We start from the raw sequence: 22257 nt of genomic DNA on the forward strand, positions 1-22257 counted from the left end.
TATTGACGAAATGTAGTCGTTCATACATACTATACTATACAGGTAGGGATTGTACAATATAACCTGTGATGTAAATTATTTCGTTTGATTTTCATACCTTACTACTATAGTAAACGAAGAAAGGAGGAAATACATGATTAATTTTCAGAATATTATAAAGTTTGATGGAAATTATTATTTCAAGCGGGTTTTTATCGAGATAACGAGGAAACATAGTTATTCAATTGCACTATTTTTACTAGGATTTCCAGTTCATGTTGTTACATATTTTTTATATTTGTTAAAAAAGGATAAAAATTTATATGTGCCGTTGTTTGCACAAATGAAACAACAATTTATTTCAGAGGGAAAAGTACATGCTTGGGCAGCGGAATATAGGCTACAGGAACAAACAAAGGCTGCATTTTTTAATAAATCACTGAATGAACGTCAACTGGATTTGGTTGTTAATCAATTAACAGAACAAAAGCTACATAGAGAAGTTGAAAAAATATTAGCAAACGATGGTTTAGCAAAGCCTTCTTATAAAAGCTATTTTAGTGAACTGCTTGAAAATCCACTGTTTTTAGTTTTGTCATTTATTCCAGGTGTTTTTATGTATATTTTCCTTATCTTATGTAGTAACGCATTTAGTCGGTTTATCGTTGAACGTTTAGTTCAAAGTGCCTTTGTCATCGTTGGTGTTGCCACATTAGTATTTACGATTTTATATTTATCACCATTTGACCCTGCTCGCAATTTGCTGGGTATTGAGGCAACACCTGAACAAGTCGCAAATTTTAATAAAATTTATGGACTCGATCAACCTTATTTAGTGCAGCTTTGGCATTCTTTATCTGGACTGTTTACGTTTGATTTAGGTAATTCGTTTGAAGGCAAGGAAAATATTACGCAAAGTATTATGAATAAATTTCCTGTGACATTGGAAATTGCCCTATTGTCATTACTAATGGCGGTGGCGATTGCCATTCCTGTTGGGATCATCTCAGCGGTAAGGCCAAATTCTTTTGCAGATTATGCGTTTATGTTTATCGCACTTATTGGTTTATCCATACCGAGCTTCTGGCAAGGTTTGATTTTTATTTTAACGTTTTCATTAAAATTACAATGGTTCCCAGCTACGTATAATCCGAATAATTGGTTATCCATTGTTATGCCAGTTGTTGTATTAGGTACTTCTATTACAGCGTCGATTGCTCGCATGACAAGGTCAAGCATGCTTGAAGTGATTCATGAGGATTATATTATTACTGCCAAAGCGAAAGGATTGAGTGAGCGCATGGTTATCACCAAGCATGCGATTCGCAATGCAATGATTCCTATTGTTACAGTAATCGGTCTGTTATTTGGTGGTATGCTTGGCGGTGCTTCTGTTACAGAGAAAGTCTTTAACATCAGTGGTATTGGTAGCTATATCGTTGATAAACAATTTATTCCGGATATACCGGCACTCCTTGGAGGGGTTGTCTATATTGCGATTACGATTTCGATTGTCAACATGGTGATCGACGTGCTATATGCATTCTTTGATCCACGTATTCGTTCAAAAATGAAGAAATCTTAGGAGGAGAGGGGATAGTGTGAAATTCATCTCGAATGTTAAGCTGCTAATGAAAATAACGCAAGAATATGTCAATGCACAGTTTACCATTGTCTTTTCTGCTATTTTTTCAGTGTTGTTTTTACTAAATAGTTTTAATTTTGCTGACGGTGTATGGCGTCCCTATATCCTTGGGCTATTTATCATTTACGTTGCTACGACTTTATATGTATGGGTCGCAACGTGGCAAATAAAAAAAGATTTAGCTAAACAACGAGAAATTCAAAAGCGAACAAGATTGCTTGGTTACCCATTAATGCTAACAGTACTAGTGGGTAATGTATTTGCAGCAGGTTTCGGATTTATGCTCGCAACAAAAAATAAAACGGCAGAATATACTTTTGCCATCTATGCCTTCATTACACAAATTTTTATTATCGGTATTTCGGCACTCAATTTATTTAAGCCGTATGTAGTCGATACATTTTTATTCGCAATGGGTGCGTTTTTAGCACTCGCTGTCTTTTATGCCGTGATGGCTATACTTGTAGCGCGTTACGTTACGGCTAGTAATGCGCCAAAATGGATGATACCCCTTGGTGTGGTGTTACTTTTACCTACACTAACTGGCAATTTATTTTCATTACTGCTTGGCTTGACGTTAATTAAAAAAGCACGTAATACGGATCCATCGGCAGTAGAAAAATGGCAAAAAATATGGAATAAAATCTTGCGCAATACGATGGCTGTATTCGGCATGTTCTTCATTATTTTTATGTTCTCGCTGTCGGTCGTGAGTTCATGGACATTTGATTACGATTTTGCCGTGCAAAATAATTATAGTGCCTTGCTACAGACGCCATCTTTAGATTATCCGCTCGGAACTGATAATTTTGGTCGGGATTTATTTTCTAGAATCGTATTTGGTGCTCAAATTTCATTAATTGTTGGTTTCTTTTCTACAATTATACCAGCTGTAATAGGAGGAGCACTCGGTGCGTTTTCAGGCTATTACGGAAAAAATACAGATAACATTATCATGCGTTTGCTAGATATTTTATATGCTATCCCAGGCATTTTACTAGCTATTGCAATTATTGCAGCATTTGGCGCAAATACAGTGAACTTAATTATTGCATTGAGTGTAGGGGCTATTCCAACCTATGCACGAACGATGCGCGCCAATGTCATGCAAATTGCCAATTTTGAATTTGTTGAATCAGCAAAGGCGCTAGGCGTATCAGATGCCGCCATTATTTTTAAACATATCGTACCGAACGCTCTTGCTCCGATGATAGTAAAAGCGACTTTAACAATTGGCGGAGCGGTCATATCGACTAGTAGTTTAAGCTTCCTTGGCCTCGGTATAGAGCCGCATATACCAGAATGGGGCAATATTTTAAAAGTAGGTAGTACGTATTTAGAAACCAATGCTTATGTGGCTATTTTCCCAGGGTTATGCATTATGTTACTCGTCTTATCGTTTAATTTTTTCGGCGATGGATTACGTGATGCCCTTGATCCTAAAACAAATTAACTTATTATATTGGAGGAAAAGACAGATGAACAAAAAATTATTTACATTGGCTACATCAGCAACTGTTGCTGCGGTTGCGTTAGCTGGTTGTGTAGAAACAAAATCAAATGTAGAAAATAAAGATGATCAATCAGAAACAGCTAGTACTAAACCAGTTCTTGAAGTGCTTGGGATGGCTTCACAAGAACAAGATATGAATATTGTACGAGACCAATTAGTAAAAAATGGTTTTGAAGTAAAGTTAAATATTCAACCAGACTTCGGTTCTTACTCGGCACAAAAAGATGCTGGCAACTATGATGTAGCGGTATCTAGCTGGACAACTGTAACCGGCAATCCTGACTATGCAGTAAGAGGGTTATTTAAAACAGGTGGAGATTACAGTGTGACTGCCGATGCCACTATCGATAAATTAATAGATGAAGCGAGTACGTTAACGGGAGATGCTGCAAAAGAGAAGTATAAAGAGCTAGAGCAAGCATTAGTGTTTGATAATGCGTATATTGCACCATTATATATTTCTCAAAAGTTCCAAGGGATTTATGCAAAAGAAGTAAATCCAGACACTGTCCGTTTACCAAAATCACGTGCACAAGCATGGGAAACAATTTCATTTAATGATACCGCTAAAAATGCAACAGATACATTAGTTTTACATCAAGGGATTGCTTCCTTAACTTCTCTTGACCCGGTAAAAGGAAATGACGGTTCCATTAATACATTAAATACTAATATGTATGTACGATTAGTGAATTTATCTGATACGGATGAGGTCGTTTCTAATGGTTCACTATCTTATCATCACGCAATTTCCGAAAATAACAAAGAATACTATTTCGTCTTACGTGATGATATCAATTTTGCTAAGGTGGAAAATGGCAAAGCGGTAGATACTGGCGACTTGGTATCGGCTGAAGACGTTGTATTCTCTTTACAGCGTGCAAAAGATCAAAATTCAGTACCAGATCACCGCACATACTCTATTCATGAGAATATTGATTCTGTAGAAATTGTTTCAGATATAACTGCACTTGAAGCGGTGAAAACGTCTGACGGTCAATCAGTTTTAGATGAATTATCGGCTAAACTTCCTGCAGCGATTGCACAAGTTGTAACGGACGAAGCGAGTGTAGATAATGCAGCAGGTAAATATCAAGTTGTGAAAATTACAACACCGAATCCTTTCCCACAAGTGCTAAACTATTTAGCTCACCAATCGGGCGGAATTGTGTCTGAAGCGGCAGTTAAAGCAGTCAATACATTTGACGTAGCAAGTTATGACCCAAATGTAAATGTGGCATACGGTGACCAAGCTACTGTAACAGAAGGGGCAACATATGCCAATCATTTAGCGGCATCTGGACCTTACATTTTAGTTCAAAAAAATGATTATGAAGCAACGTTTGTCAAAAACCCAGCTTACCAAGTAGGGACTGAAAACGAGCCGAAAATTAATCATATTAACGTTCGATTCATTGAAGATAATGACTCAGCACTTTCTGCTCTTCGTAATGGTGAAATTGACGTATTACAATCTGTGCCTGAAACGAAAATTGATGTTGTAAAAGGTGATGCAAACTTAGCGTTAAAAACAGCGGATAGTAATGCTGTATCATATTTATTAATCAATCCAAAAGGCCGTGAAGTTTCGAAATCTGCAGACTTGCGTAAAGCCATCCTTTACTCGATCAACCAAGATGAATTTATTAGTTTCTATCAAGGTAATAAAAAACCAGCCGTTTCAACAGTTTCCCCACTTGTTGACACAGGCCTAAAATTAACAGCAGATAGCACAAAGGTAAAAGAATTTCTAAGTGCTTATAAAGCTAATAAATAAAGTATCTTCCACTTTAGGTAAAGCACTTCAAAGCCATTTTTTATGGTTGAAGTGCTTTTTTTAGTACAAAGCTACATTATTTGTTTAAAATTGGAACTTTCCAGAGTTTTAATCGTATATGAAGAAAAAAGATAAAGAAGGGGAGTTAGGCATTTGCGAAAGAAAGATGTACTCATTATGCTAGTCACTTTGATTGTAGAAGGAATCATTACGTACTTGATTGCATCGTTTTTCTCTGTTCGATTTATCGAAATTATGTTTTTTGTTGGTTTTGCCATTGCAGGTGGAATTTTTTACTTTTTGAGTAGTGGTGGACCAATGGCTAGATACAATGAAGTTCAAGTTACTGCTCAAACAGGAATCATTCACAAAAACGAGCAATTTACTACCAAGAAAGGTCCGATATTTTTGGCTTCGGTATTATTTTGTTTAATTGGACTGGTGTTTTTTCTCCTATTAATTGCAGAGATTATTCCACCTAGTGCAAAGTAATATAGAAAAGTTATGCAGCTCTTATTCCGACTTTACAAAATACTTTACTTACATTAAAAAGCCCTTCTACCATTCTCCAACGGTTAGAAGGGCTTTTGCTGTTGACATGATAAACCAAAATAGAGGACATTCTAGTGTTCGTTGTAAATCAACGTAACGAATAATTCACATAGTAATTGGAAAGTACTTTAAGAAAAAGTCGGAGTTGATTGTTGTGATATTTAATCAAGATAAAGAAATTTACTGCTATAGCTGTCGTAAAAAGACGGTCTTTACATGTAAAGATCGACACAATAAAAGCGGAGTAGAAAGTCATTGCAGTGAATGTAGCGGCATTTGGTTTGAATGGCAAAATCGAGCCGTTGAGCGAGAAATGGAAAAGTGGGTTGAATATAACCACAAAATCGTCAATTAATACTATTATTTCCATAAAAAATGGTATTCTTGCTTGTAAAATATTAGATGAAAAGAAAAACCTTGCTTAAAATATTACGAGTTTTTGCTTAAATATGATACAAATTATTCATTTCAATCACCTATTTAGAACTTAAGGCTTGCCAATATGGCTATGTCTGATTTAGTTGTATATAATAAAATAAAGTTAACGCGTGAAGGTGATTGTATTGGACGACATAGTCATAACAGGGTATGGCATTAAAGCTCCTGGAATTCTAGATAAACATAGTTTTTTAAATGTATTAACAAAAGGTATTTGTACACAGAGTAATTTAAACAATGCTCATCAGCCTCAAGCAAACATCGTTGCGGGCGTGATTGACCAAAACTTTCAGGAGATTAATGGCGTAAATTATCGCCGACATCCACGTTCTGTAAGAATGGCAATTGCCGCGACATTGGATGCAATGGAAATGGCAAATTTAAAAGATGTTCAACCGCATCGAATCGCTGTCATTATGGGTACATCCGCTGGAGCGATTTTGGAAATCGAAAAATATGCTGCGGATGGTTTTGATTTAAGAAAATTCCCGATTCATGGGGTTGCGCTTGTTGATACCCACACGCTTTCGAGCTCTGTTGCAGAAGCTATCGGATCGTGTGGTTCTGCATTTACCGTCACAACTGGTTGCAGTGCTAGTTTAGATGCCATTTTAATAGGGAAACAATTATTAGAGTCTGGAAGTGTTGATGCTTGCATTGTAGGAGGAACAGAGGCTCCTTTAGGCCAATGGACTATTAATGGCTTTAAAAAATTGAGGTCTCTTTCAACGGAGTGCTCCATTGAAAAAGCGGGTGTTCCCTTTTCAACACTGCATCAAGGCTTTGTTTTATCCGAGGGAGCTGGCGTTATGGTTTTAGAACGTAGACAATCTGCAAATGCACGAGGGCAAAGCATTTATGGGAAGGTTGAGCGTGTTATTTCGAGAAATGAAGGGCAGAAACTATTAAATTCTGATAGTACTGGTAGACATATGTTAGACGTTTTTCAAGAAACGGTTGGGGATACACTACCGAGTTATATAAACAGTCAGGCACTAGGCATAGCATTGAATGATCAAATCGAACGCTTTATTTTGAAAGAAACATTTGGTTCAAATGTGCCCATTACTTCGATTAAAGGAATGATTGGTCACACGTTTGGTGCAATGGGAGCAATGCAAATCATATCTTCTTTGTTGTCAATGGAATATGGGTTTATCCCGCCAACGATTAAAACATTAGGGCATGGATTTGAAGATACACCGATTGTTTATGAAACGAGGCATCAAGCGGTAGAGTCTGTATGTATCACTACTCATGGTAGTAGCGGGAATAATGCTTGTTTATTACTGACACATACTTAGGAGGCTCTTTATATGTTTTTTATTTTTTTACTTTTGTTATCTGGTATTCCCATTTGTGTTGGAATTACGATTTTAGTGTTATTCAAAAAAAATAAACTATCCAAAATTATTTTTCTATTTCTTCTTTTGGCGTCCTTTTGGCATATAGATGTTTCATTTTTATATGCTGTTCAATTGTTTAGCCAAGAGACCATTATGTTCTTTTTTAAACTATTTCGATTTGGGTCAATCATGTTAACACCAACCATCTTTTACGTTGGGTATACGATTGTTCAAGAAATGCTCCCATCGGAGTATCAAAAAAAGTGGGGGACTATTGTTAATCGGACCACTGTATTCATCTCTTATGCGTTTGCGTTATTTGTTTACATAATAGGATGGAGCTCTAAAAGTATTCGTGGATTAGAACGTATTCAAATAGATACAAGTGTTTTTTACTTTCCTGTTGATGGAGAGCTATCATGGATTTTTAATTTTAATGTATTTCTATTTATCATCACAATTATTATTTGTTTGTTGATTAGTTTAGATGTACAACATAAAAGTGAACGTTCTTTTTTATTTTATTTTACTATTTTCACATCCATCGGCTTTGCTATTGGTTACTTAAATATGTTTCCAACTTCTAGATTGTACCCAAGCTCGATTGCTATTTTAGTCTTTGCGATTTCTATCTTGATTCTTTCGAGTAGAATGCATTTTGAAATTGTTAATAATATGAATAAAAAGCTATACGAGCAAAAGCAGTTTTTGTTCAGGGTCATTGATTTAAATCCTAATTATATTTATGCGCAAGATGAAAGTGGTCGTTATACATTAATGAACAAATCGTATGCACAGTTAATGGGCATGAGCTTTCAAGATATGATTGGGAAAACGGACGGCGATTTACTAGCTGACTTCACTGATGGAGAAGAATGCAACAATCCAGATAATACGTTTAAATTGCCAGAAAAGTATTTTATAAAAGAAGAAGCTATTACATCCGCTTCGGGGGAAGTTGTATGGGTACAAACGGTTAAAGTTCCGATTAATATAAATGATAGTGCTACATTATTGGCAGTTTCAACTGATATTACGGAACGCAAGCGCTATGAAGATGAAATCAAGTTTCAAGCTAATCATGATGCATTAACAGGGTTACCAAATAGAAGGATGTTCAATGAAGATTTAATAGCGCTTTTAGAACAAGCAAAACTTGAAGGAAGTCAAAATGCCATATTGTTCTTTGATCTCGATCGTTTTAAATATATCAATGATTCACTTGGACATGATGTGGGTGATCTCTTATTGATTGAAGTATCAAGGCGTATTGAAATATTGCTAAAAGAAAAACATAGCAAGGCAACGATCTATCGACTCGGTGGAGATGAATTTACCATTTTACTGCCTGATTATGATGCTACTAAAAGTGAGAGATTTGCTAAAGATTTGTTATGTCAATTTAATACAGCGTTTTGGATTGATGGAAGTGAGTATTTCATTACACCGAGTATTGGTATTAGCACGTTCCCTAATGATGGGTATGATGCGAATACATTGATTAAGCATGCAGATACAGCCATGTACTACGTAAAAGAACGAGGGAAAAATAACTATCAATTATTTACTTCAGAAATGCAACAACACTTCTATCGAAAGATGATGATTGAAAAGCAATTACGAACAGCATTAGATCATGAGGAGTTTGAGCTTTATTACCAGCCTATTATTGATGTGAAAACGAATGAAATTATTGCTATGGAATCACTCATTAGATGGAATAATGAGGTGCTTGGGCAAGTTACCCCAGATGAATTTATTTCCGTTATGGAAGAAACAGGGATGATTATTCCGATAGGTAAATGGATATTGACTACAGCCATAGCACAAACAGCCCGTTGGCACAATGAAACAAATAAGCCTTTAAAAATAAGTATTAATGTATCGGTGAAGCAGCTGCTTGAATCAACATTTGTAGAAAATGTTAAGCAAGCAATAGAGAATGCGTCATTCGATGCATCCTATGTTGTGTTGGAGATTACGGAGAGTATTGCGATGTACGCTGAGTCAATGATTGAAAAATTATATGCATTGAAAAAACTAGGAATCAGTTTATCAATGGATGATTTCGGTACAGGCTATTCTTCGCTTAGTTATTTAAATAAATATCCATTGGATTCCTTAAAAATTGATAAATCATTTGTTATTGGGATGAACCAAGATGATGAAAACAAAGCGCTTGTCAAAACCATTATCGCGATAGCTAAGCAGCTCGATTTGAAAGTAATAGCGGAAGGAGTAGAAGGGGCGGAAGAATACGAATTCTTAGCCGAAATTGGCTGTGACTATGCGCAAGGTTATTTGTTTAGCCGACCACTACCTGTCGCAGCATTAAAAGCGCAATGGCTTACCATTAACTGATGTACGCCCTATTCATTCACGGTTAAAATTTGTTAGCTAGGCTTTCTCTTTTGAGGAAGCCTTTGCTGTAACAATTACGAGTATTATATTGCGACTATACGCTTGAACAAAATAGTGGAGATAGACAAATAGATAAAAAGGAGCGAATGGTGTTTATGAAAAAATGGATAGTATTCTTTACGCTAATAATATGCTTAAGCTTTCAATCAAATATAAAAGCACAGGTTATTTGGGATGGTGCGGAAATTACAAAAGGGCAAACAGGTAAGTTGACCTTTTCAAAGGATGTGAAAATATATAAAAAAAATGCTGATGGCACGTTCACCTCACTCGTTGTCAAGAAAGGAGAATTTTATCGTGTATACGGCCATGAGTATTCGACTGTTGGCAAAGTATACAAGATGAGTGGCGGCTATCGTGTACAAGCAACCAATTTAGTGATTTACAAGGATGTTCCGTTAGCTATTCAACAACAAGTAGCAGGTGAAAAGTTTACGGTTGGAACACCTATATTTTCAAGCTCAGCAAAAGGCGTTTCTATTAAAGAAGCCCCGAGTAGTTCAGCAAAAACTATTATGCATACGCCATATGGAGCTGTTTTTAAAGTAGTCGAGCTAAGTGGAGATTATGTAAAAGTAGAATACAATCCAAGAACGGATTCAACAATTGATTATGTATGGGGATATGTACCGCAAGACTATGTTTCCAATTTACCTGAAGGAACTATTCAATATGTAAAAGAAAATGTTGATGTATCCGTTCGTCCTGGCTGGCAAAGTCAATCATTAAAGACGGGCACATCTGTTGCAGTCTATTTCACAACAGCAGATGGTCGTGCCTACGTGTCTTCAAATAAAATATATGGATACCTCCCTGCAAGTGCTTTATCCAAAACGCCAATCATGGACAAAGAGCTACTAAGTTTAGCTGAACCGTCGAACATTTTATTTGATGCAACGAAAAAGATTTCCTTATCACAAACAGCCCCAGATTACTATTTAGCCGAGTTTTCACCGACTGCTAGTAATCGCTGGCAAGGCTATATGCAACTAGTAAATGATGATGAAATTACTGGAGGCAAACAACTAGCAGGAGTTCTTAGCTATGCACTTGTAAATAATAAGCTAACTTATCATTTAGCAAGTGAAGTGCACGACCATAAAATAACGATTCAGTTCCCGCTAAAAGTAAATGATACAATTTATATCAATGGAAACGAGCAAAAAGTGACCAAAATATATGAGCATTTATCTTTAAATATAACAGATAGTTATGAAACATTTAACAATGTAGTAATCGCAGGCGATTATATTATTGCTAAAGGATTAGTGAAGGGTCGTTACGATTATTGGGTTCAATAATTCCCTTTGTCTAAGCTAGAACTTGTTAAAGAGCTGATAGCTATGCTTTGGGAACAGAACAGTAAGGAGCGATTAATAAAATGATATATCGATTTTTATTGATAATGGCGACATTCATCTTTATACTCAATTTATTTGTTCTTCCTACATTTTTTGCCATTGAGTCAGATAATACAGGTACTTTTATTGGCTTAATAATCATAGTGGTTATACTTCATCATCTATTAAAAAACAATGCTAAAAATTGATTTGACAAACTATATTTCGTGTAGCGCATTTGAATGGTGATGTGCTGCACGATTTTTTTGCAATGAAAATAGCTACCAGAAGCATTAGATTACCTAATTTTTTGTCTTTTAAAAGACCGTAAATGGATTTAAATTGAAAAAAATTGCCCAAAAGATTAAAAAAATGAGCTCATGGACTAAATTAATGGTACAGTTGTAAGTATATTTTAATAGTGAGTAGGAGAACGAATATGATAGAAATTAAAACATCTCCATTAAGTGATGGAGAATTCAATAGAGGGGTATTTGCTACGTGCGATATCCAAAAAGGAGAGCTGTTGCATGAAGCACCAGTCATTTCTTATCCAAATGAACAGCATCAATACATCGAGCAAACATTGCTTGCTGATTATGCTTTTGAATATGGTATAGGTCAATCTGCAATTCTTCTTGGTTATGGGATGTTGTTTAACCATTCTTATGAACCAAATGCAACTTATGAGATTAATTTTAGAAACCAGACATTTGATTTCTTTGCTTTCAAAGACATTAAGGCTGGGGAAGAAATATGTATTAATTATAATGGTGATGTAGATAATCAAGACCAATTATGGTTTAATGAGAAATAATAAAGAGTGAACAGAAGCTGGGACAAAAGAGAAAAGGTGTTAGATTGATTGCAGTCAATCTAACACCTTTTTTGCTGCGCCATTGTTTGTTCGCTACAGCGGTGCTTTCCGCTCAGCACCGTAAGCCGCAACCCTCGCTAACGCGCGGAATGCCCGCGTCTTACATTGTGTGCTGTTCTGAGCAGGAGTCACCACCTCCGCTACCAACAACTAGTGAACCCTTCTATTGTTTTATTTATTGCAAAAGCAAGAATAGCTAAGTTCTTCATATAGCAAAAATGTATGAACACCTTTCCTCTGTACCTTAAATTTTTTTAGTTATGTCCCAGCCTCTTTTGAAAAGATTTAAAAGAAGATGAATAAAGAAATTGAAAGTTGTTTATACTAGCACTAGACAAAAGAAATTTTGTAGTATATAATGAAATTAATAAGATCGTTTGCGAAGAAACAATGAATTCACATGTTACAAAGAGTAATCGTGTTATTTGTTCGGTACTTTTTGTAATATGTGAATTTTTTTCTTTTGAGGAAATCGGATATTATTAAATACAATTAATGGAGGTCATTTAAATGACACAACAAGGTACAGTAAAATGGTTTAACGCAGAAAAAGGTTTTGGTTTCATCGAAGTAGAAGGCGGAAACGATGTATTCGCTCACTTCTCAGCTATCCAAGGTGACGGTTTCAAATCACTTGACGAAGGTCAAAAAGTGGAATTCTCTGTAGAAGAAGGCCAACGTGGACCTCAAGCTACAAACATCGTTAAACTTTAATTTTTATTAAACTGACGATAGGCATCTTCAACGATGCTTAAGACTGTAGGCAAACTCAAAGCAATTTGGGATTTGTCTACAGTTTTTTTATTTCAGTGTCTTTTGAGATGACTGACAATAAACCTATTCATTGAAGCTTTCTAACAGCATGTGTACGCTCTTTTAAACATTGGATGATTCTTTCCCTTTATATGAAGAGAAAAGGTAATAGGGAGCGTAGAGAAGCGCTTAAAACGTATCTGTACTTCTGGAAATGGTTTTATGCAAACAGAGAACTTAACTTTGCTTAAATAAATCGAGTTTAGAATAAAGAAATAAAAAACACTATGAATAAACTTGTTTGTATTTCGTGTCTTTAGGATAGACTGCAATCAACAGCAAAGGAGGGTATCTAATTGTTACAAATTGAATCTAATATCGTCGGAAAAGAAATAAGCTTTGGTTACTTACGTGATCATATAGAAAGACATGGTTTTACAATTGGAGGCAATTGGGAGTATCACAAAGGAAGTTTTGATACGATTTTATCAAGTGAGGGTGGAGAAACCATCTATTTGCGAGTGCCTTTTATTGTAACGCAAGGTGAACTAGATTTTTATGATGCACAAATTCGCTTTCAAAACCCATTTGTTATTAAACATGTAACGAATGTCGGATTGGATTATGATGAGGGCTCTTTGCTAGATGCAACGGGAGCGAGCCAATTCCAAACACCGCTTGATAAGGATGGCTATATACATGATAAAAGTAAATGGATAGAAGTTGGCGAAAAGGTAGTGGCTGATAAAGTTCTCCCTTATTTTCACTAGTCTTTACACCAATTGTTTTACGCTAGTCACACTTTTAAAAAGTAGTGGCTTTTATTATGCCTATGAACTTAGTGACAAATCTTCTTAAAATAGTTTTTTAATTTATAGTGGTCATGTATCGTTAAATGCCAGCTTGTTATATTGTACCTTGGTCGTAGTAGAGCGCGTGATTTTCATAAAGTTTGTCAATTCCTTCTCTATAATAAGGCATTCTACTGTTAGCAATTTCAATAGGTACCCATTCGATGTTGGTTATTTCATCGGGCAATGCTATTTCTTCAACCCCACTTATAACTTGCGCTTCAAAAGTGAAAAATAAAGCGTGATGATTCCTGCTTGTTAATTTTGATTCATTTACCGCGAGTAATTTACCTACTTCTACTAGATAACCTGTTTCTTCATGGACTTCACGGATTGTAGCTTCTATCAGCGTTTCATCTGTTTCCACTTTGCCACCAGGAAGCGACCAATGCCCTTCATGATTATGAACCATTAATATATGATAATCGACATTTTTAATTAATGCATAGACGACTTTAACTTCTTCCATTAGCCTCTCCTTGTCTATCTTCGTATAGTTAAATACATACATAATAGCGTATTGGAACATATTTGGAAAGGGCATATTGTGAATGGGTTATTTCGAGTCTTGGCTGAATCGAGATATAGTAGTAGACGGTCAATATCTTTATTTTACTAGTTATGCTACAGATAGAAGGGGGAATCTATTTTCTTTATGATATAATGATTGAGAAAACTCTGAATGTGTAAGAAAAGATGAGGGGGATTAATGATGGCTACGAATTATAAAAGAATCGCTGTAGCAATAGATTTTTCTGAACAGTCGTTGAAAGCGTGTGAGCGTGCGGTAAAATTGGCAAAAGAATATGGCGCAACATTACAACTAGTGAATGTGATTGATACGAAGTCGTTTGGTGCTATCACTGCATATGACTTAAAGTATGCAGAGAAATTGAAAGAGGAACATCTTACTAAAATCGAAAAGTTAAGATTAGAGGCTCAAACAGCCGGCGTAACAGAGGTATTGGCTGTTGTAGAAACGGGTTCACCAAAAAGCATTCTTACGCAACTGCCTACTGTAGACTTAATTGTATGTGGTGCAACAGGCTTAAATCAGTTAGAAAAAATGGTCATCGGTTCAGTAGCGGAGCGTATTGTCCGTTTAGCTACATGTGATGTGCTAATCGTTCGCTAATACGAATTTAATGAACGTATAACAGCCTAGAGCAAGTTCACTATTTTTAAACAAACTAAAGCCAGTTTCGATATTTTCGAGACTGGCTTTTTTGTTGTATTTTAAAAGCCGAGAAAATGAGGATCATTTTCTCGGCCATTTTTATTAGTAACCCCAGATCATTGCAAATAATGTACCAAGGATTGTCACAACAGCTACGAATACTGAATATAGAATTGTTGTATATAACGTTTTCTTATCTTCAGATTCACCGATGTGCATGAATAATACTAATTGAACAGTTGCTTGCGCAAGTGCAGTCACTACTAGGATTGCAAATGCCATATTGTAAGACATATCAAATTTCACAACTGCTAAAGCGATAATTGTTAATAATAGTGAGAAGCCGAAGCCCATCACATGTTGTTTTGGGAATAGTTCCTTCATCAGCTAATCAGTCCTTTCAAGTAGACGAAGCTGAAGATGAAAATCCAAACTACGTCTAGGAAGTGCCAGTACAGTGAGAAGATAAACGCTTTGTTAGCCGTTTGTGGGTTTAAGCCACGTTTTGCTACTTGGATTAAAATTGCAACGCCCCAGAAGAGACCAAATGTTACGTGGGCACCGTGCGTACCAAGTAAAGTCATTAATGAAGATAAAAATGCACTTGTTGTAATTGTTGCACCTTCATGAACATAAGTGACGAACTCGTCAATCTCAATAACTAAGAAGCCAAGACCTAAGATAAGTGTAATGATGAAGAATGTCATCATTGCTTTTTTGTTGCCAAGGCGCATAGCATGAACGCCAAGACCGATTGTAAAACTACTTGCTAGAAGTAGGAATGTTTCTAGTAATACTGGTGTTAACTCGAAAATCTCAGCACCATTCGGGCCACTGCCTGTACGATTGTGAAGCACAAAGTAAACAGCAAAGAGTGTAGCGAATAACATGATTTCGGCGCCAAGGAAAACCCAGAATCCAAAAATCTTTAAGCGGTTTTCTTCTGTACTATATTCTAATGGAAGTGAAGAATCGATTTTCATATTATTTATCACCTCTCAAACTTTTTTCAGTTTCCATAATTTCTTCAACTGAAATGTAACGACCATGATCATCTTCAAATGAACGATGAGCCATGAAGCCAAATACAACAAGCATGCTGATGATGGCTGGAATCCAAAGACTAAATACTGCGAAGAATGCTGCTAGGAATAAGAAACCACTTGTCCAGAAAGGCGTACCTGTGTTGTTAGGCATGTGGATTTTCTCGATTTTACCTGCAGTAATATCGCGACCTTCTTTTTTCGCAAACCAGAACTCATCTAAACGTGTAATTGTTGGTACTACTGCAAAGTTGTATTCAGGAACTGGAGAATGAGTAGCCCATTCTAATGAACGACCATCCCACACATCTGCTTTTTCGTTACGTGGCATATGTTTCCAGCTGTAGTAAATGTTATAGCAAATTAACGCAAAGCCGACTGCAAGTCCAAGTGCACCGATGAACGATAGCAAGTTAAGTGGACCGTAACCAGTAGATTCAGAGTAAGTGTACATACGACGAGCGTAACCATCTAAACCTAAAATGAATAGAGGGAAGAACGCTACGTTGAAGCTGATAGCGATAAACCAGAAACCAGCTTTCCCTAATTTCTCATTTAAACGGAAACCGAACATTTTTGGCCACCAGAAGTGGTAACCTGCAAGTACACCAAATACTGTACCTGGGATTAATACATAGTGGAAGTGGGCAACTAAGAACATCGTATTATGATATTGATAGTCGGCACTTGCCATTGCGAGCATTACACCTGTAACCCCACCGATTGTGAAAATCGGAATAAAGCCAAGTGCATAAAGCATTGGGGTAGTAAATTGAATCTTACCGTGCCTCATTGTGAGCAACCAGTTGAACATCTTAACCCCGGTTGGAACAGCAATCGCCATTGTTGTAATAGAGAATACACTGTTTACCATAACGCCGTGACCCATTGTATAGAAGTGGTGGGCCCATACTAAGAATGATAGTAATGAAATAACAACCATACTCATTACCATTGATTTGTAACCGTATAAGTTTTTACGAGCAAATGTTGCAATGACTTCAGAGAAAATACCGAAGGCAGGAAGAATAACGATGTAAACTTCAGGATGTCCCCAAACCCAGAATAGGTTGGCCCAAAGCATGTCCATACCGCCATCTGTCATCGCAAAGAATTTTGTACCGAATTGACGGTCTAACATCATTAATGCAAGTGCTACAGTTAATACTGGGAATGCAAATACGATAATAACGTTTGTAATTAAAATTGACCAAGTAAACATTGGCATTTTCATTAAAGTCATACCAGGAGCACGCATTTTAAAGATAGTCGTGATGAAGTTAACACCAGTCAATAACGTACCAATACCTGATAATTGTAGTGCTAAAGAATAATAGTTGTTCCCAACAGTTGGACTAAATTCTGTACCCGCTAATGGGAAGTAAGCTGTCCAACCTGAATCTGGTGAACCACCAATAATGAATGATAGGTTCAGTAAACCACAACCTGCTGCGAATGCCCAGAAGCTGACAGCGTTTAGACGTGGGAACGCAACGTCACGTGCACCGATTTGTAATGGAATAACGATGTTCATTAAACCGATAACAAATGGCATCGCCATGAATAAAATCATGATTAAACCGTGCGTAGTGAAAATCTCATTATAGTGTTGTGCATCAAGTAGTCCGTTATCAGGAACTGCTGTTTGTGCACGCATTAAAAGTGCGTCGATACCACCGCGGAATAGCATTAAAAGTGCAACGGCGATATACATAATACCGATTTTTTTATGATCGACTGTTGATAGCCAGTTTTTATAGAAGTAGCCCCATTTTTTAAAATACGTAAGGCCTGCTACGACAACTACTGCACCAACTACGATACTAATAGCTGCGCCTAAAATCATCGGTTCTTGCAGTGGATGGAATAATTCTTCCATACTCATAGGATGCGCTCCTTTCAAATTTGGAAATTAGTGTGAATGTGTTTCGGCATCTTTTTTGGAATGGTCCATATTTTCATGGTTCATATCTTCATGGTTCATATCTTCGTCAGACATGTCCATGTCACCATGGTCCATACCCCCCATATCCATATCACCATGTGCCATTGGTGCAGGGCTGAAATCTAAGTGAGTAGAAGAGTAGCTTGAACGACCTACATGTTCAGCTGCTAATAATTCTTTGAATTTTTCTTCAGTTAATGGTTTTTCGTTCGCTTTTACGTCTTTAACCCATTGATCGAAGTCTGCTTGTGTCATAGATTGTGCTTCAAATTCCATTTCCGCAAATCCCCGACCATTAAAGTTTGAGTTACGTCCCATGAATGAGCCAACTTCATCAGCTGCAAGGTGAATAGTTGTTAACATGTCACTCATCGCATATTTTTGACCCGCTAACTGTGGAATCCAGAAACTTGTAATTGGTCCGAATGAATACAGTTTGAATTCAATAGGACGATCTGTTGGAATGTTTACATAGTTCACAGTTTCAATACCTTGCTCTGGATAGCTGAAGTGCCATTTCCAGTTTGAAGATGCTGCATAGATAACTAGTGGTTCTTTATTGTCATAACCTTCTGGTGTTGTTTCTACCGTACTAGTAGTTTTTACAGTAACAATTGCTAGGAATGCTACGATAATAATAGGAATAACTGTCCATGTAATTTCTAGTACATGACTACCTTCTTCATGAGGTGGCTCATAATCGGCAGAAGCTTTTGATGCACGGTATTTTGTTAGCATAAATGCAAAAAGCACATACACGACTAGTAAAATAACTGCCATTGTAATAATGGATAAAATAATTGTGTTTGATAATGTTTGAGCATTTGGTCCTTTTGGATTGAAAACAGTTAATGGTTCACAACCAGAAAGGATTGCGATAGCGCCAAATGCTAATAACATTAAGCTAAATTTTTTATTCATGTTTGACTCCTTTCTATAAAACGGCTATTCATAAATTTCATGTGTAGTAGTATTGATTCACATTTATAAATAGTGGGTATTGAGGTCACCTCTTTTATCTGATGTACCAATCAAATACGTTTGCATTAACAATGACAATGGCATGGTTCAATATGAAGCATTAAGTCTAGTAAATGATTGGTCTTTTGCAAGCGTTCACAAACATGATGATGTATGCACCATAAAATGGACAATTCTTCAATGTAGATGGTCGCATCATGTCTTTGTTTGCATATAGGATTATACGCCCGCAGCACCAGAAAAAAAAATATTTAATTATAGAACTGATAATGAATAGGGGGTGATTATGAACATTTTTTGAACAAAAAAAGCTATTTTACTATTGGTATTTTAAGGTTTTGTTAAATTAACACTGTATAAACGTTGAAAATACTGCGTTTGTCGTATTTAACTAAGTAAACAAATTTTTTGTGAAAATTATCATTTCACATTTTAGACGATGTTTTGTAATAAAGTCCATGATGCGACTGTGTTTTTGATACATTTTAGTTGCGTTTTATCTAAAAAAGGAGTATAAGAAAAGTCGGTTTTAGGTACCTGAAAGGATAAATTTTCTATGTAAGGGATGATTATAAAGGGGTATATTGGAACATTGTTGAAATTATGTTAACATAATTAAACGATTTGAAAAATTAACAAATATTAGTATATTAATATTAGTATTCGAAAAAAAGAACATCCAAATGCGTTGGATGTTCTGTCCTTCATTTAGGAACCGAGCTTCAACCACTTTGCAATTTGCAAATACAGTGTGTTTTGAAGTTTTGGTGCTAGGTTATTCATTTTTAAAGCGAAATACAAAGTCTTCATTGCGTTCAATGTACAAGTGCGCCCACTAAAAAAGCGTTGATTATAGCCTTGTGTTACTAAATGCATTTCGAATTTATCAAAAACTTGCTCTACCCATTCGGATAGTGCTTCCTCAGAATAATTCCTTGCTAATAATGCTTCAATTATATTGACTAAGCGTTCTTCCTCGTCGTTGATAAAAACAACATCTTTCCAAGTTACTAGTTTGAATGCATGTAAAATAGAAGGAGCGTGTTGCAAATCAAATTTCGGATGTTTAATTGTTATTGCCGCTAAATCTGCTCCGTGTGCAACACTGTGTGCCCAGCCTTTACCTTCTATATAACCTCTTGTATCATTTTCAAGTAACAAATAACGCCCTATTTTTTTAAAGAAAGATTGTAAGCTTGCGTCATCTAAAATAAGGAGTTCACTATCTTTTGCCAAAATGCTCGCTACTAGTAAAGCTGAAAAAGAGCGGGTGAAAACACTATCCGTCATTTGTTCTCCAATGTTAGCGTATAAGAAATCTTCACCAGTTGCTGTGTCAAATAAATATTGTAGTTGCTGAGCGCTTAGTAAATTATCACTCAATAAGTCGATAAATATTCTATAGATAAGGTGATCGCGTAGTTCTGCGTCTGTTGAACCGATATGCGCTAACATTTCCTTTAGTAGCCATTCGCCCTCCTTGTTAAAAAATGCTTGTCGTGCTGATAGGGTCATAGATGAAAATGTTTGTAATGCTTCTTTAATCTCCATGATGAATGCCTCCAAAAATAAATCTCTCGTTCATTATACATTTTTACTCAAGAAATTTGTCTGTAGCGAATTATTTAATGGTTACTTTGACAATAGGAATACCGCAATCTATAGAAAGCTGATATGATAATAGCGCAAAGGCTGGACAACCATCGTTGATGCACGACAAAAAGACATACTTGTAGTATGCCCAAGGCTCGGTTAAATGTAGTTTTAATGTATAAGACAGGAGTTTAGCTCGTCCTAACGTTTATGATGTTATTTTCATTGCAAGTTTCTCCCTATGTGAGAGCGTAGTTTAAGGTTCCTCGTATGTTTCACTTTATGGGAGAGGGGAAACGCTATTGTAGGCAGAAGTCAAACAACCCTATTATCACTTTATACTCGATATACATAAACGGAATTAGTTTTGCTTCCTATAAAATAACAGCCGATTTGATGCCGAGTGGCCATTCAATCATTGTATTTTGATTTGTTTTTAATTCCATAAGGATACTAGCATTTTTGATGGCATCTAAAAGCCACTCACTATAATAGAGAGTGGGATGAGGATGCTGTAAAATACGTTTCATATCATTAGTGTCAATTTGCAAAAGTTTATAGTTGCATTCAATATGAACGCTTTGGGGAATAATAAAAAGTGACGCTTGATGTTGATGGCCAATAGAGATGGAGCCAGGAATATTCCCATGCATACTTGTAATATGTGTCGTTGCTTCTTTTGTAAATGTATTTAATTTTGTCTGTGTAAAAAATTCAAAGTCAATTGAATAATCTTGTAGCGGACCGTGTGCTGTCGTAATTGATATAACTTTAATAGATAATTCCTCAAAAACGGGGGAGATGCGACTATCAAATTCCATGATTGTATCCATTAATGGCATGTATTACACTCCTTATGAACAACTTGTATTGGTCTTGCTGACAATGAATATAGCGATGTCTGTTATGAAGGAAAAAATATGGGTATTATTAATTATAATTCAATTTATTACAAAATATGAATAGAAATTCAATAGTTTTTGTTAAAAATAAACAATTAGTAAATCTAAAGAGGTGAGAAGATGACAAAGCATAAGCGTCATGTTATTAAACATGACAATATTGTTGTTTTTCCTGGTGCCATCCAAACATTAATTCGAGAGGGTCATATGTTTGCGGAAAAATACCAATATGAAGATGCGGTCGCATGCTTTGAAAAGGCGTTTTTATATGAAAGTGGAGATGAAAAAGCCTTATGTGCCTATGCCTATGCTTTATATGAGCTGAAGGGCTATTTGAAGGCAAAAGAAGTGTGTGAACAACTGCTAGCTCTAGGCACCTCAATGTATGTGGAAGTAATGGAACTATACATTACAATATGTATGCAGTTGAAGGAATACCATCAAGTGGAGTCCATAATAACTACTTTGATAGAAGAAAAAGTACTTCCTGAAGCACAACTAGAAAAATTCGAACGCTTAAAAAGTATAAATAGTGAAGTGGCTAAAAAGCTTCAACAAAGAGAGGCTGTACAAGAACTTATAGAAGAACAAGAATATGACTTGGAGAAGTTTAGTGCACTAACACCAAATGAACAATCGTTGCGACTGCATCGTTTAATGGATACGAATGTACGACAATTAAAAAAACCCTTAAAGGCTATTATCGAATGTGCTGATATCCACCCATTTGTGCAAAGTCTTGCGTTAATATTACTTGTTGAGCAAGAAGTTTCGATTGATATCATCGTTTCAAAATTTAAACAAACCAAAACAGTCAATCCAATACATCTGGCACTGCCAAATCAATTAAAACAATATAATGAAATAAAAAAAATTATCGAATCTAAATTAGAACAAGACCCATCAACGTTGGAAATGGTACAATATTTAATGGCTAAGCATGCTATTGTTACTTATCCATTTGAATGGTTTCCTTTTGAAGCCGATGATATTGCATATAGCTATATAGATTTTGTACAATCGATGCTTGGTAAGGTTCAGGAAATGGACTATGAAATCATTGACTTTTTACAAATGTTAGAAAAACTAACAGAACTCCATGAAGTATGAAATAAGTTGAAACT

General features: G+C 36.0%; 20 protein-coding genes. 13 read left to right on the plus strand and 7 right to left on the minus strand.

Annotation, left to right across the window (positions count from 1 at the left end; translation table 11 throughout):
- Nucleotides 1-133 precede the first annotated feature (133 nt).
- The 11 genes from FC748_RS01385 (at nt 134) to FC748_RS01435 (ending at nt 13411) form a co-directional block, all read left to right on the plus strand.
- Complete coding sequence (locus tag FC748_RS01385; protein ID WP_108029873.1) at nt 134-1564, plus strand: ABC transporter permease; 1431 nt, start codon at nt 134-136, stop codon at nt 1562-1564.
- 16 nt (nt 1565-1580) lie between these two features.
- Nucleotides 1581-3077, plus strand: a complete 1497-nt coding sequence (locus FC748_RS01390; RefSeq protein ID WP_108029872.1) for an ABC transporter permease — start codon at nt 1581-1583, stop codon at nt 3075-3077.
- Nucleotides 3078-3102: 25 nt separating this feature from the next.
- On the plus strand, nt 3103-4914 hold the full coding sequence (locus tag FC748_RS01395) for an ABC transporter substrate-binding protein (protein WP_108029871.1): 1812 nt from the start codon (nt 3103-3105) through the stop codon (nt 4912-4914).
- A gap of 153 nt (nt 4915-5067) precedes the next feature.
- Nucleotides 5068-5406, plus strand: coding sequence for a hypothetical protein (locus FC748_RS01400; protein WP_025220198.1), 339 nt, complete (start codon nt 5068-5070; stop codon nt 5404-5406).
- 214 nt (nt 5407-5620) lie between these two features.
- A complete protein-coding gene (locus FC748_RS01405) occupies nt 5621-5821 on the plus strand; it encodes a hypothetical protein (protein WP_080653336.1) in 201 nt (66 codons plus the stop codon).
- Nucleotides 5822-6029: 208 nt separating this feature from the next.
- On the plus strand, nt 6030-7208 hold the full coding sequence (locus FC748_RS01410) for a beta-ketoacyl synthase N-terminal-like domain-containing protein (protein ID WP_167492616.1): 1179 nt from the start codon (nt 6030-6032) through the stop codon (nt 7206-7208).
- A 12-nt stretch (nt 7209-7220) separates the two neighbouring features.
- Nucleotides 7221-9611, plus strand: coding sequence for a sensor domain-containing protein (locus FC748_RS01415; RefSeq protein ID WP_108029869.1), 2391 nt, complete (start codon nt 7221-7223; stop codon nt 9609-9611).
- Nucleotides 9612-9766: 155 nt separating this feature from the next.
- A complete protein-coding gene (locus tag FC748_RS01420; RefSeq protein WP_108029868.1) occupies nt 9767-10972 on the plus strand; it encodes an SH3 domain-containing protein in 1206 nt (401 codons plus the stop codon).
- Nucleotides 10973-11450: 478 nt separating this feature from the next.
- On the plus strand, nt 11451-11828 hold the full coding sequence (locus FC748_RS01425) for an SET domain-containing protein (RefSeq protein WP_024363222.1): 378 nt from the start codon (nt 11451-11453) through the stop codon (nt 11826-11828).
- Between the two features lie 570 nt (nt 11829-12398).
- Nucleotides 12399-12602, plus strand: a complete 204-nt coding sequence (locus tag FC748_RS01430) for a cold-shock protein (RefSeq protein WP_024363221.1) — start codon at nt 12399-12401, stop codon at nt 12600-12602.
- 395 nt (nt 12603-12997) lie between these two features.
- On the plus strand, nt 12998-13411 hold the full coding sequence (locus tag FC748_RS01435; protein ID WP_024363220.1) for a YugN family protein: 414 nt from the start codon (nt 12998-13000) through the stop codon (nt 13409-13411).
- A 136-nt stretch (nt 13412-13547) separates the two neighbouring features.
- Here the strand turns inward: FC748_RS01435 and FC748_RS01440 are convergent, their stop codons facing one another.
- Nucleotides 13548-13961 (minus strand): NUDIX hydrolase, encoded by a 414-nt coding sequence (locus tag FC748_RS01440; protein ID WP_108029867.1) that lies wholly within the window; start codon nt 13959-13961, stop codon nt 13548-13550.
- 243 nt (nt 13962-14204) lie between these two features.
- On the opposite strand from FC748_RS01440, the gene FC748_RS01445 reads away from it, so the two are divergent.
- Nucleotides 14205-14627, plus strand: coding sequence for a universal stress protein (locus FC748_RS01445; RefSeq protein ID WP_108029866.1), 423 nt, complete (start codon nt 14205-14207; stop codon nt 14625-14627).
- Nucleotides 14628-14771: 144 nt separating this feature from the next.
- On the opposite strand, the gene qoxD is transcribed toward FC748_RS01445, so the two are convergent.
- From qoxD to FC748_RS01475, 6 genes are all read right to left on the minus strand, one after another.
- Nucleotides 14772-15053, minus strand: a complete 282-nt coding sequence (gene qoxD / locus FC748_RS01450) for a cytochrome aa3 quinol oxidase subunit IV (RefSeq protein ID WP_024363218.1) — start codon at nt 15051-15053, stop codon at nt 14772-14774.
- A complete protein-coding gene (qoxC, locus tag FC748_RS01455; RefSeq protein ID WP_024363217.1) occupies nt 15053-15652 on the minus strand; it encodes a cytochrome aa3 quinol oxidase subunit III in 600 nt (199 codons plus the stop codon). The genes qoxD and qoxC overlap by 1 nt, the downstream gene beginning before the upstream one ends.
- 1 nt (nt 15653) lies before the next feature.
- Nucleotides 15654-17597, minus strand: coding sequence for a cytochrome aa3 quinol oxidase subunit I (qoxB, locus tag FC748_RS01460; protein ID WP_024363216.1), 1944 nt, complete (start codon nt 17595-17597; stop codon nt 15654-15656).
- A gap of 27 nt (nt 17598-17624) precedes the next feature.
- Nucleotides 17625-18578, minus strand: a complete 954-nt coding sequence (gene qoxA, locus FC748_RS01465; protein WP_108029865.1) for a cytochrome aa3 quinol oxidase subunit II — start codon at nt 18576-18578, stop codon at nt 17625-17627.
- 768 nt (nt 18579-19346) lie between these two features.
- Nucleotides 19347-20189 carry a DUF2785 domain-containing protein gene (locus FC748_RS01470; RefSeq protein ID WP_108029864.1) on the minus strand — a complete coding sequence of 281 codons (843 nt, stop codon included), beginning with the start codon at nt 20187-20189 and terminating at the stop codon, nt 19347-19349.
- A 416-nt stretch (nt 20190-20605) separates the two neighbouring features.
- Nucleotides 20606-21073 carry a hypothetical protein gene (locus tag FC748_RS01475; protein WP_025220189.1) on the minus strand — a complete coding sequence of 156 codons (468 nt, stop codon included), beginning with the start codon at nt 21071-21073 and terminating at the stop codon, nt 20606-20608.
- A 180-nt stretch (nt 21074-21253) separates the two neighbouring features.
- Here FC748_RS01475 and FC748_RS01480 point away from each other — a divergent pair, with 180 nt between their 5' ends.
- On the plus strand, nt 21254-22243 hold the full coding sequence (locus FC748_RS01480; protein ID WP_108029863.1) for a DUF3196 family protein: 990 nt from the start codon (nt 21254-21256) through the stop codon (nt 22241-22243).
- The last annotated feature ends 14 nt before the right edge of the window (nt 22244-22257 follow it).

Source organism: Lysinibacillus sphaericus, from assembly GCF_005217585.1.
GTDB lineage: Bacteria > Bacillota > Bacilli > Bacillales_A > Planococcaceae > Lysinibacillus > Lysinibacillus sphaericus.